This is a genomic window from Photorhabdus luminescens subsp. luminescens (assembly GCF_001083805.1).
In the GTDB taxonomy this organism is placed as follows: Bacteria; Pseudomonadota; Gammaproteobacteria; order Enterobacterales; family Enterobacteriaceae; genus Photorhabdus; species Photorhabdus luminescens.
In genome coordinates, this window is the sequence record NZ_JXSK01000001.1 from 803,820 (window position 1) to 817,000 (window position 13,181).

The 13,181-nt window shown below is 40.1% G+C and carries 10 protein-coding genes and 1 pseudogene; 7 read left to right on the forward strand and 4 right to left on the reverse strand.

The genetic code is table 11. From position 1 onward, the window contains the following. Positions 1-163: 163 nt before the first annotated feature. A complete protein-coding gene (locus tag TI10_RS03095; RefSeq protein WP_049581711.1) occupies positions 164-1,006 on the reverse strand; it encodes an alpha/beta fold hydrolase in 843 nt (280 codons plus the stop codon). A gap of 580 nt (positions 1,007-1,586) precedes the next feature. Here TI10_RS03095 and TI10_RS03100 point away from each other — a divergent pair. The 4 genes from TI10_RS03100 (at position 1,587) to TI10_RS03115 (ending at position 6,511) form a co-directional block, all read left to right on the forward strand. Continuing rightward, complete coding sequence (locus tag TI10_RS03100; protein WP_049581712.1) at positions 1,587-2,117, forward strand: fimbrial protein; 531 nt, start codon at positions 1,587-1,589, stop codon at positions 2,115-2,117. Positions 2,118-2,247: 130 nt separating this feature from the next. After that, positions 2,248-2,922 carry a fimbrial biogenesis chaperone gene (locus tag TI10_RS03105; RefSeq protein ID WP_049581713.1) on the forward strand — a complete coding sequence of 225 codons (675 nt, stop codon included), beginning with the start codon at positions 2,248-2,250 and terminating at the stop codon, positions 2,920-2,922. A gap of 37 nt (positions 2,923-2,959) precedes the next feature. After that, positions 2,960-5,500 carry a fimbria/pilus outer membrane usher protein gene (locus TI10_RS03110; RefSeq protein ID WP_049582155.1) on the forward strand — a complete coding sequence of 847 codons (2,541 nt, stop codon included), beginning with the start codon at positions 2,960-2,962 and terminating at the stop codon, positions 5,498-5,500. Positions 5,501-5,518: 18 nt separating this feature from the next. Next, positions 5,519-6,511, forward strand: a complete 993-nt coding sequence (locus tag TI10_RS03115; protein WP_049581714.1) for a fimbrial protein — start codon at positions 5,519-5,521, stop codon at positions 6,509-6,511. Between the two features lie 245 nt (positions 6,512-6,756). Here TI10_RS03115 and TI10_RS03120 read toward each other — a convergent pair whose 3' ends face one another. Continuing rightward, a complete protein-coding gene (locus TI10_RS03120; protein ID WP_049581715.1) occupies positions 6,757-7,023 on the reverse strand; it encodes a CcdB family protein in 267 nt (88 codons plus the stop codon). Beyond that, positions 6,998-7,246: a type II toxin-antitoxin system CcdA family antitoxin gene (locus tag TI10_RS03125; protein WP_049581716.1), complete on the reverse strand. Its 249-nt coding sequence runs from the start codon at positions 7,244-7,246 to the stop codon at positions 6,998-7,000. The genes TI10_RS03120 and TI10_RS03125 overlap by 26 nt, the downstream gene beginning before the upstream one ends. A 298-nt stretch (positions 7,247-7,544) precedes the next feature. On the opposite strand from TI10_RS03125, the gene TI10_RS03130 reads away from it, so the two are divergent. The 3 genes from TI10_RS03130 to tssD are packed head-to-tail and all read left to right on the forward strand — an operon-like array spanning position 7,545 to position 8,919. Beyond that, the gene (locus tag TI10_RS03130) at positions 7,545-7,907 is read left to right on the forward strand and encodes a tlde1 domain-containing protein (protein ID WP_049581717.1); all 363 of its coding nucleotides are present in this window, start codon (positions 7,545-7,547) and stop codon (positions 7,905-7,907) included. Continuing rightward, complete coding sequence (locus TI10_RS03135; protein WP_074524809.1) at positions 7,904-8,431, forward strand: hypothetical protein; 528 nt, start codon at positions 7,904-7,906, stop codon at positions 8,429-8,431. Before TI10_RS03130 ends, TI10_RS03135 begins: the two co-directional genes overlap by 4 nt. A gap of 2 nt (positions 8,432-8,433) precedes the next feature. Further along, entirely contained in the window at positions 8,434-8,919 is a 486-nt protein-coding gene (gene tssD / locus TI10_RS03140) for a type VI secretion system tube protein TssD (RefSeq protein WP_049581719.1), read from the forward strand. A gap of 447 nt (positions 8,920-9,366) precedes the next feature. On the opposite strand, the pseudogene hrpA reads toward tssD, so the two are convergent. Next, positions 9,367-13,139, reverse strand: a pseudogene (hrpA, locus tag TI10_RS03145) (ATP-dependent RNA helicase HrpA); the annotation flags it as partial. Between the last annotated feature and the right edge of the window lie 42 nt (positions 13,140-13,181).

Consider the following 13,181-nt stretch of genomic DNA (forward strand, 5'->3'; position numbering starts at 1 on the left):
ATGGTTCCTTAGTCAATTTTATTTAATTTGAAAGGTAGATGTATTCCAGCTCATCATCGGCAAAGGTGTAAAACTTGATATTGGAATCGTTTCTGATTGGGGCATTCGTACTAAAACAAATTCGATACGAATGCCCCGATAGAGACCAGATATTGTCTTTAAGTTATTTCAGTTTGTCGGCCCAATCAGCAATGGCATTCGCTGTCTCGGTAGGCTTCTCCGCAGGGAGTGCATGGCTGGCCCCTTCAATCACTGCAACAGTCACGCGTTTACCGAACTCATCCTTTGCCTCCATCCGAGACGTTTCAGGTCGAAACGGGTCGGAACCAGCTTGTAGATCGAAGATTGGCGCCGCCCCGCCAGCCCACCAATCTTTGCGATTGGTCAGCTTGCGCGCAGCGGACTGGCTTTTTATAACATCGGAATGCCAACCCTCAAGCCAAGGCGTCGGGTCATTACCTTCCGCGAAGAAGGCAAGTCTAAGTTTCGCCAACCGCTCCTCGCGGGTGGATTTCGGATCACTAATCACAGTGATCGCATCCGAAAGCTCCGAGGGCCAAGATTTCGCAGCCCCTGCCAGCAGCACTATGCCACGCGTCATTTCGGGATAATCCGCGGCAATCGTCTTAGCGATCCAGTGGCCATAAGCGTGCCCTACTACGATTGCCTTACCTCCTTCCGCCGCAACCACAGCCGCAAAATCGTCGGCAAAGTCGTGGAAAGTCACGTTTTCCATCGGACCGGTTGACTTTGATATTCCACGTGGCTCCGGCAGAGCAACACGGTAGCCGCGCATCGCCAGTCGATCCGCGAGTGGTGAAAATTCCGCTGTTCCCCGCCCGGTTGAAGCAATCACCATGAGCAATGGCCCTTCCCCACGCACCGAGTATTCGATCGATGCTACGCCATTGGTAACAATTTTTTGTTCTACTTGCATGGCCGAAGCGGGACACGCAACTGCAAGCACGATGGACAAAAAGCCCAATACAAAGACGAACTGTTTCATTTTCCTTCCTTATAGTGTTAATCGCGTTGAGGGTTCATAACGTCAACTGAAATAAGTACTGCTATAAACAATAAAATAGAGAAAACTATAGAATAATTTTATCCAGATGACTTACTCTATCAAAATAAACATTCTCAGAGAAAAAATGACAGCGAGAGGTAATAACATGAAAATAATAGCACAAAAAAATAAATTCTTAAGCGTGATAAATTAATTGTGATTTATATCACAATTAATTTTATAACCAGTTATTAATTAAAAGATATTCTCATTAATTAGCATAATGATTTATTACATACAATAAATCACATTAATATTAAAAAATAATCCTGTTTAAGAAACAAATACAGATAAAAGTCTTAAATACAATACATTATCCAGTCATTCTTTGGATTTTTGCTAATTAATCGCTATGATCACCTAGCTTGATCCCAAAAAAAGACACAGTTTGAATTGTCGTTGTTGTTATTGGGTAAAAGCTATAAATATTTACACGCTGTATTGATGTTTATACAGTTCCCATTAAATCAGTATTTCTATTTCCCTGGCGCCATGCTCGACAGGGTTAGGGTCCATTAAAATGAAAACTAAACTGATTATTTCATGCTTACTTGCATCTTCTGTATTTATTTCTGTAGCAAATGCAGCTGATGGAAAAATCAACTTTACAGGTAATATCATCGCAAATGCCTGTAAAATCGATACTGATTCTGCAAATCAAAACGTAAACATGGGAACAATTAGCTCAAATGCATTTAGTGGTGTAGATAGTACCGCAGCAGCAACACCCTTTAGCATTAAGCTGAGTGATTGCCCACCAGAATATACTCATGCACAAGTTAAATTCGACGGGCAGATAGACAGTAGAAATAACAATCTTTTGGCCTTATCCAATGATAAAGGCCAGGCAGTCGCCGATGGTGTTGCTATTGGTATCTATGAAGACGATAATTCAACGCTGATTCCTTTAGCAAAAGCTTCCAAAGCTCAAGCTTTTACTGACCAAAAAACAGCAGAGCTGAAGTTCATAGCAAAATATGTTGCTACCGCTCAAGCAATTAGCCCTGGCTCAGGTGATTCAGTCGCCAATTTTACGATTGTTTATAACTAAAACAGGCTAAATTTAGAACATAATTTCATTCACGTTTTGTTTCTAATTTCTAATAGAGAAGTACAGGGCATGGATGCCCACAAATCCGACAAAATAACACATAAAAACACGATAAAACGGAGATGCTACCGTGCAGTATCAACGCCTATTTTCAACAATTTTTCTCTATATTATCAGTATAAATTTCGCTATCGCAGGTGTCGTTATCGGCGGAACCCGCGTTATTTACATGAGTGACAAAAAAGAAGCGTCTATTTCCATAAACAACCCGGAAAAAGATGCCCCTTACCTGATTCAGTCTTGGATCCAAGATGAAAATGATAATATGAAGACCCCTTTTATCGTTACTCCTCCCATCTTTAAACTCGCAGCAGGCCATGAAAATATCCTGCGTATTGTAAAAACAGAAAGTAACTTGCCTCAGGATCGGGAATCACTTTTTTGGTTAAATGTAAAGTCTATTCCCACCTCTGTGAAATCAGACAAAAATCAATTACAAATAACAGTTAAGTCAAAGTTTAAACTGTTTTACCGCCCTGCAAATTTGGCAGAAGAATCAAGTACCGCATACAAAGAGCTCAAATTTCGCACGGAAAACAACTTATTGATCGCAGAAAATCCTACCCCTTATTTCATTTCATTCTCTTACCTTAAAACAGACCAACATGAAATAAAACCTGCGGGCATGATTAAACCTTTTAGTCAACTAAGCTGGCCTCTGCCGGCAAAGAATATAAAACAGGTAAGTTGGAAAGCAATTAATGATTTTGGTGGCGTTACTGCCGAGGAAAAAACAACCATTTAATAAAACCATTACATTACTCTATGCCAGAAAGTTAATTATGGGAAAGTGCTCACAGCATAAAATTAATAAGCAACCATATGATATTGAACATTCATGGCTATTATTATTGCCATTTATAGCTGCTGGCATACTTTTTTACCCTGCTAAAACTTATTCTGAAGATTATTTTAACATTCATGCACTGGAAATAGGTACTGATTCTGGCTCGCCTGAAGATATTGATCTCTCTATTTTCACCCAAGATGACTATCCGCCCGGTATTTACTGGGTAGATATTTACCTTAATAGAGATAAAATAGATACCAGAAATGTAACCTTTGTCACGATAAATAATAAATTGCAGCCCAAGTTGACAATTCAGCAATTACAGGATATGGGAGTAAAAGTTGATAACTTTCCAGAGCTGATCAGTTTACCACCAGAAACAGAGTTGTCTGATTTAAGTCAATATATACCATCAGCAAACGCTCTCTTCAATTTTAGTCAACAAAGGTTGGATATCAATATTCCACAAGCAATGTTAAACAATCAGGCAAGAGGTTATGTTTCGCCTGAATTATGGCAGCAAGGATTAACTTCATTACTGATTAACTATAATTATAGCGGTTCAAATACCTGGCAAGATAATCCATCTGGCTCTACGCAGGCCCATTATCTGAATCTTCGAACAGGCGCTAATTGGCAAGCATGGCGTCTACGCAATTATTCTACCTACACTAGTCGTGATAAGAGTTGGAAGCATATTAACACCTATTTACAACGGGATATTCATGCACTAAAAGGGCAATTAACGCTAGGTGATAGCTTTACCCCTTCCTATATTTTTGAGGGTGTCCAATTCCGCGGTTTACAACTAGCTTCTGATGACAATATGTTGCCAGACAGCTTACAAGGTTTCGCCCCGAGTGTCCGAGGAATTGCTCAAAGTAATGCTCAAGTTACAATCAAGCAAAACGGCTATATTATTTATCAAACTTATGTTTCACCGGGTCCATTTGTCATTAATGACCTTTTCCCAACCACGACAAGTGGAGATTTAGAAGTTATTATCAAGGAAGCAGATGGTCAGGAATATCGATCTACTCAATCTTTTTCAACTATACCGATTATGTTGCGGGAAGGAGGCTTGCAATATTCGATAACACTGGGCCAATATCAATCGTCAAATCATCATGGGAGAGAACCTAATTTTGCCCAAGGCGCATTAATTCATGGTTTTTCTAATAATATTACTACCTATGGCGGTACGATTTTTTCAAAAGATTATCGTTCCATCGTTTTAGGATCAGGTTATAATCTTGGTATATTAGGTTCTCTCTCTTTTGACATCACTCATGCTAACACCGATTTACCATCCAATATAAGTACCAAAGGGCAATCCTACCGTTTTCAATATGCAAAAGATCTTTCATTAACCGGAACTAATTTTACTGTGGCAGGTTATCTCTATTCAACACGTGGTTTTTACGATTTTAAAGAAGCCAATGACATAGATGATTCTAATAAAAATGACTGGCGTTACCGCACCAATAAAAGAAGTAAATTGCAACTGCATATTAATCAATCTTTGGGAAACTTTGGCAGTTTATATCTGTCCGCTCTTCAACAAAATTACTGGCAACAACGTGGCTATGAACGTAATATCAATGCAGGTTATAGCACCAATTATAATAATATTAATTACAGTCTGAATTATACCTATAGCCAACTTCCAGATACGGATAAAAATGAACAGCTATTTTCATTCAGCATACAGATTCCATTAGATCGCTGGCTAAAGAATAGCTGGACCAGTTACAATTTCAATACCAATAAAAACAAAGATATTTCCCACCAAATCGGTTTAAGTGGCACCGCGCTGGAAGACAACAATTTAATCTATAGCTTACAGCAGAGTTACACGAATCACGGTACTGGCGCTGGCGGTCATATTCATGCGGAATATAAAGGCGCTTATAGTCAATTTAGTACCGGTTATAGCTATGATCGCCATTCTCACCAACTAAATTACGGCCTCCAGGGAGGTATTGTCGCTCACCCATACGGTATTACTCTTTCACAACATTTGGGAGATACATTAGCATTAGTTCGGGCTGATGGCGCTCAAGGAATAAAGATCCAAAATAATGCAGGTATCGCCACCGATTGGAATGGTTATGCGGTTATTCCTTATGTCAGTAGTTACCGGAAAAATCGGATTGCCTTGGATACTCATTCGTTAGCAGATAATGTCGATATTGACGTTAATGCCCAAACCGTTATTCCTACTCGGGGGGCATTAGTCCTGGCGGATTTTAAAACCCGAATAGGCCACAGAGCTCTCATCAATCTCTATTATCAAGAAAATCCTATTCCTTTTGGTGCGATTGTCACATTAGAAAAACTCCATGACATTGATGAAATAAACAGCGCCATTGTTAGTCATGAAGGGCAAGTTTACCTCACTGGTTTACCCGATAATGGACGATTATTCGTAAAATGGGGTTATAAAGATATTCAGGAATGTGTCGTTAATTACAAACTACCAGAAAAAAGTCCTTTATCAGGTATTTATATAATAGAAGCGCACTGTAAATAATTCCCACAGGAAAACGCTATGCTTAATATTTACAATAAACTTAAATATCTATTCGTTATCACCAATTTATTAATTGGTTTGACAGTCAGTTCTCATAGTTTAGCTACTAACTGCCAGTTCGAGAAAGGTTTTAAACCAGAAATCACTCATCTCTCTTTTGGAACCCTATATGTCCCAAGGGATCACCCTATTGGCACAACCATTTATGAATATCGCGCAGATGAATTAGACAATAAAAGTAATATCTTCTATTGCGATACAAAAATTACTACATCATGGGGATATACATCCTACAAAAGCGCGGAATACAACAAGGATGCTATTTACGAATCCGGCGTTCCCGGTGTTGGTATCAGAATAAATACTTGGGGTCCCGGCTACGGTATCGACTGGTTACCCCGTATTGCTAATAACCCCGTAAGCTGCGACAATTCTGGTCGTTGGTATTGCGGAAAAACATGGGGTTATTTGACAATTCAACTAATAAAAATAGCACCAACAACAGGTTCTGGTTTTGTCAGAAACGATCAATTAATTCAGGCTCGAGTAAATAACCACGTTGTTCATACTTATCGCTTGGGAAATACCCGCATTATTACTAAAAGTTGCTCCCTGAGAAATAACAATATTAATGTTCCTATGGGCGATATCAAAAAAATTGATTTTTCTGGTATTAATAGCACCGCAGGAGGGAAAGATTTTGAGGTTATTTTAGATTGTGATGATGATGTCCAGATTCAATTAATGCTTGATGGAAAAAAAGCAAAAAATAACTTATATCATGTATGGGCGCTTGATCAAAATGATAATCGCACAACTGCTTCCGGTGTGGGTATGCAAATTCTTTATAATAATCAACCTATTATTATTCATTCACAAATAAATATTGGCAACAGCTATTCAGGTGGGAGGTTATCTATCCCTTTACACGCCCGCTATTTTCAGACCGATCACAATATTACCCCCGGCCAAGCAAATGTAACCGCAACAATGACATTAACTTATCAGTAATACGTTTATCTGCATCAGTTATATACCCGTTATCTTTCAAGCTGCCTCTTTGTTGGCTGCACTCACTCACCCCGGTCACATAGTTCTCTATGCTCCCGGGGATTCGCTCCCTTGCCGTCGCGATGCAACTCGAAATCTATTAGGTATAGAAAGTTTATTTCTTGGCTGATGCGCTGTTATTTTATTATTTTTATCTGAAAAATATTTGAAAAAAACTCAGTAGATTACTCCCACTAATTAACATGTTATGTGTTAGTAATAATAGCATCAATTGCTGAGAGAATTTCTCCCCGTGAAATTACAACATTACATATAAAATCTTTTTTCTTTATTTTATTGGCGTCAAGGAATGTAATAGCCGGAATAAATACGTAATATTTATCACCATTGATATCGACTACCGGCGTAATACGTTTATGAGTTAGCTCCATTTCTCCTGTTGAAGTCAGTGGAACAATTAATCTTGTTGAAAAGTTACAATAAACATCAAAAGCTCCCAAAAAACTCATCATCCGTAATTATCCCTGCACGCTCCAAAAATGCGTTGATTGCCTGCATATCTTGTTTATCTTCTTTCTGACCGTACTTTTTAGCTTCTATAGCCTGTGCCAAAAGCCCATCCAACATAGACGATAAGTTCATATTTAAGCTACGAGCCGCATCCACCAGATCATCAGTGAGGTATACATTAGTATTTTTCTTGGTTCCAGCCCGTGTAGCAATTGTAGATCTCATAGTATTACACCCTATATACAAAATTATGAGCGTAATTATAATCTAATGAACCTGCAAGAGATAAGAGATTCTCAATATAGAATTGAACTTCTTTCTCCAATAGAGCAAATTTATCTTATACAATTCGTTTATCGTTCATACCTACTTACTAAAATCAATAATCATTAAAATTACTCTTAACTTATCATCTTAAATACTTATATTTACAAAAGTATTACTATTTTTACAAAATTATGCTTTTAAAAATGTTTATTAAGTTTAAAGTTAAATTTCTTAATATTTACTAATGGAAACAAGTATGACGTGGAAATATTTACAAAGCACTGGCGAGCTAACACATAACGGCTCTTTTATTGCAAAAGGTTATAGCGGTCACGGAACAGGGATAAATAACCCATCTATGGAACAGGTTGAAGGTGAAGGACCAATTCCCCGCGGTTATTACAGAATCAACGGTTACTCTAACTCAATAACCAGGGTCACCGTAATATTAGACCCTATTATGGGAACTAATACGTTTGGACGCTCTCTTTTCAGAATACATGGTGATAGACGGGATGGCACATACCGGCAAGCATCACATGGTTGCATCATTATAAATGGCTCTAATCTCAGAAAAGAGATAGCCAACTCTAGCGATACAATTCTGGTGGTCGAATGAAAAAACTGGTTTTGCTTTTAATACTGGTATCATTTAGCTCATTGGCCGTGGATCATCATGTTACGGCTAAAAATCCATATCCGAATTTAACACCAAAGCAATTGACCCTACAAATAAAACAGCAAGGTGCAAGAGCAGTAATTGCAAATATGCCAGAGGGAGACAACGGAGAATGGGATTATATAACAGATCATATTGCAAGTGGAGATATAGCGTGGCTCAAAGTAGCTCCTTTACTTGCAAAGGGAAGTGATGCCCATTCATCAGAAACACTATCAACAGCGTTAGCTACTGCATTACCGAAAAACGTAAACGGAGTATTATCTATTCTTGATGATTCCAATGTTTCAATTAGCACTGACTCTGTCTGCTCACTGCCTTTTTATCGAGGAACAGAAGCAGAATTAAATCAGTATGTCGTTGATAGTATTCGTGTACTGTATAAAAGTAAAAGTGGTGAAAAATGCTTACAAAAGCTTATTTCTGCCACCGGTAATTCAAAATCGTTTTCTGAAGGAGATTAATAATGGCTATTCCTCTATATATGTATATAAAAGACGATGGTGGAGCAGATATTAAAGGTTCCGTTGATATCTATGGTAGAGAAGGCAGTATTGAGATTTTAGGTCTTCATCATAGCGTCAGTACCACCACTGATGATAATACAGGAAAATTAACTGGAACGAGGAAACACCTTCCATTTATGATTGAGAAAGAAATTGATTCGTCATCCCCATATCTTTATAAGGCATTGACTACGGGGCAAACACTAAAATCAGCAGAGCTTAAATGGTATAAAATAGACGATCATGGTCAAGAAAAGGAATATTTTAATACCTTAATGGAAAATGTGAAAATAGTGAATATTGTCCCCGTTATGCTGGATATCAAGGATACATCAAAAGAGAAATTCAATCATATGGAAATCATTGAACTTCGCTACGAAAAAATTACCTGGAAACACAATGATGGAAATATAGTCCATTCTGATAGTTGGAATCAAAGGATATAACTACTTATCCCTATAAGCGATCGCTTGTACAATACAGGAAATCAGGGTATTGGAATTCCCAAATATCATTCTTGAAATGATATTTTTCGAAGGGTATCTTTACAATGACCAGAATAAAGATGATTCCCTTCTGGATTATATTGAAGAATCCAGAATATGAAGATTCAATGAGGAGGCAATTATGTTGTTAAAACGTGCTACAACAACCATAGAAGAAGGCAACTCAGGCTGACTACGAGCGTAACCGCAAAAATAAAACCGCGATGGTTAATGCTTTCGTTGAGGCTAACAAAGCCAAACATACGGAAAGTACCTGCTAACCAGTTCATTCGTTTCAGTCTCAGTAGAAAGCCACCTTTAGAATAGGTGGCTTTACCAATCCATAAAAAAACGACACCACAAATGTAAAATTTGCGGTGCACTTTAGAATATGGCCTTCCTCTTTAATCAAAAAGCAATTTGCTCCATCGTTTGCAAAATTCTCTTATCAGAGACCGGATATGGCGTACCCAATTGCTGAGCAAACAAGCTGATCCGCAGTTCTTCAATCATCCAACGAATCTCTTGCACCTCAGGCAACTGTTTTTGTTGCAGTGATAATTTCGCCAGCCATTGTTGCCACTGTTGCTGAACATTTTCAACTCGCCCCATTTGCGCTCTATCTCTGTGCGGATCAATTGCCAATTTTTCAAGCCGGCGCTCAATGCCTTGCAGATAACGCAGGACATCCGGCAAACGTTTCCAACCATTAGCGGTAACAAATCCTTTGAAAACCAAACCAGAAAGCTGCTCTTTGATATCCGATAACGCCAAGGCCAGCGAAATATCAATTTTCCCCTTAAGGCGTTTATTAATAGCAAAAATAGCGGTGAGTATCTGTTCCACTTGCTTAGCTATTTCCACGACAGTATCGTTCAACTCAGCCCGCACCTTGTCCTGTAGCTGAATAAAACCCTGCTCATTCCAGGCTGGCCCGCCATTCACTGCCATCAATTTATCCACGCCGCAAGAAATACAATCGTCAATCAAATCCAATACCTTGCCATAAGGATTAAAATAAAGTCCCAATTTGGATTTATTCGGCAATTTCTCATGTAAATATTTAATTGGTGAGGGAATATTGAGCAACAACAGTCGACGAGTGCCTTCCCACATGGCAATTTGTTGCTCCAACTCAGTTTCAAACAATTTGATACCGATACTCTCTTTTTCATCCACCAGCGCAGGAAATGCTTTGACAGAGTAGCCACCACGTTTTTGCTCATATCGTCCCGGTAATTCACCGAAACTCCAAATATGCAGCCCACTCTGTTCAATCCCATCATCAGCAACAGCGGAAAGTGTTTCCTGAACTTTCTCTTTCAAGCGTAATTTCAGTGCAGATAAATCTTTACCCTCAGCGATGGTCCGGTTCTTCTCTCCTACCACTCGGAATGTCATTTTGAGATGCTCTGGTACTTGCTCTAACTGCCAATCATCACGTGACACCGTAACACCCGTCATCCGCCGTAACTCTTTCTCAAAGCTATCTAACAAGGTCGATTGTGGTTGAGGTACTCGCTCCATAAATGCCTGAGCATAGTTTGGCGCCGGGACAAAATTACGACGAACCGGTTTTGGCAGTGATTTAATCAGTGCAACAACTAAATCATAGCGAATACCGGGGATCTGCCAATCAAATCCTTCATCCTTAACCTGATTCAGCACCGGCAGCGGAATATGAACTGTTACACCGTCGGCTTGCGTGCCCGGTTCAAACTGGTAGCTAAGCCGTAATTTCAGTGCATCCTGATACCAATAATTAGGGTAATCCAACGCGCTGATTTTATCGGCATCACCTTTGATCAACATGTTTTTTTCAAAGTTGAGCAAGTCCGGTTGCTCTTTACCTGTTTTCATCCACCAGCGATCAAAATGGCGAGCAGAAACCACATTCTGAGGTATCCGTTGATCATAGAAATTAAACAAGGTTTCATCATCCACCAAAATGTCACGACGACGGGATTTATGTTCTAACTCCTCAATTTCCTCACGTAATTTCAGATTCGCTCGGAAAAATGCATGTCGAGTTTGCCAATCACCTTCCACCAGCGCATGACGGATAAACAGTTCGCGACAAAGCATTGGATCAATTTTGCTGTAATTAACCTGACGACTAGCCATAATCGGCAAACCATATAAAGTGACTTTTTCCTTAGCCATTACCGCACCCTGAGATTTTTGCCAGTGCGGCTCGCTATAATGATATTTCACCAGATGTGCGGCTAACGGTTCAACCCATTCAGGTTCTATCCGCGCAGCAATCCGCCCCCATAAGCGACTCGTTTCAACCAATTCCGCTGCTATTGACCATTTAGGCGGCTTCTTAAATAAACCAGAACCCGGAAAAATAGCAAAACGCGCATTACGCGCACCAGTATATTCCTGTTTATCTGTGTCTTTTTGACCAATATGGGATAACAGCCCAGAAAGTAACGCAGTATGAATACTACGGTAATCTGCATCCTGACTATTTACCGACAGACCAATTTCTTTCACAACCTGTCGTAACTGGGTGTATATATCCTGCCACTCTCTGACTCTCAGGTAGTTAAGATAATCTTGATGACAAAGCTTGCGAAATTGCGACGAAGAGAGCGCCTTTTGCTGTTCTTTCAAAAAATCCCATAATTTCAGAAATGCAATAAAATCGGAGTCTTTATCAGCAAATCGACGGTGTTTCTCGTCAGAAGCCTGTTGTTTCTCCAGTGGCCTCTCCCTTGGGTCCTGAATAGACAGCGCAGAAGTGATGACCATCACTTCACGCACACAACCATGATGACGAGCTTCCAATACCATACGCGCCAACCGGGGATCAACCGGGAGTTGAGCAAGCTGCCGCCCAATTGATGTAAGACGGTAGTTACCCTTAGCCATTCTGTTCTGATCAATAGTGCTCTGGTTAATAGTACTCTGGTTAATAGTGCTCTGGTCAATAGCCCCAGCTCTTCCAGAAGCCGAACACCATCCTGAATATTACGTTTATCCGGCGGTTGCACAAATGGGAAAGCGCTAACATCCCCAAGGCCAATTGCCGTCATTTGTAGAATGACCGAAGCCAGATTAGTACGTAGAATTTCCGGATCAGTAAACTCTGGCCGAGAAAGGAAATCATCTTCCGAATACAACCGGATACAGATCCCGTCAGACACACGTCCGCAACGCCCTTTTCGCTGATTAGCCGATGCCTGTGATATTGGCTCAATCGGCAATCTTTGCACTTTTGTTCGGTAACTGTAACGACTGATACGAGCATACCCGGTATCAATCACATATTTAATTCCCGGTACCGTCAACGAGGTTTCTGCCACGTTAGTTGCCAGTACAATTCTCCGTCCCGTATGTGACTGGAAAATCCGGTTCTGATCACTGTTCGAAAGACGTGCAAATAGTGGCAATACTTCGGTATGACGCAGATTCAGTTTATTCAGCGCATCGGCTGTATCACGAATCTCCCGCTCACCACTCATAAAGATCAGGATATCCCCAGGCCCTTCCCGGTTAAGTTCATCAATAGCATCAATAATTGCCTCAAGCTGATCTCGCTCTCCGTCATTATCTTCCCCCATGACCGGACGGTACCGCACTTCTACCGGATAGGTACGGCCAGAAACTTCAATAATTGGCGCATGATTAAAATGGCGGGAAAAACGCTCAGGATCGATAGTCGCCGAGGTAATAATGACTTTCAAATCAGGACGTTTTGGCAGCAATTGACGCAAATAACCCAGAATAAAATCAATATTCAGACTACGCTCATGCGCCTCATCAATAATGAGCGTGTCATACTGTTTAAGCAGCCTGTCATTTTGCAGTTCCGCCAGCAAGATACCATCGGTCATCAGCTTAACCAACGTATTGTCGCCCACATGATCACTAAAACGAACTTTATAACCGACAGCAGAACCCACTGAGGTTTCTAATTCTTCCGCCAGACGATTGGCAACCGCGCGAGCAGCCAATCGACGGGGTTGAGTATGACCGATAAGGCCTTTTATTCCTCGACCTAGTTCAAGACAAATTTTCGGGATCTGTGTTGTTTTACCCGAACCGGTTTCACCAGCAATAATGACAACTTGATGGTCACGAATAGCTTTATAGATATCATCTTTCTTCTGGCTGACGGGCAAGTTTTCTGGATATTTGATCGTTGGACAAGCAGCCTGACGGTTAATGATTTTCTGAGACTCTTTCACTTATATTGATCCTTGTAACTTCTTAAC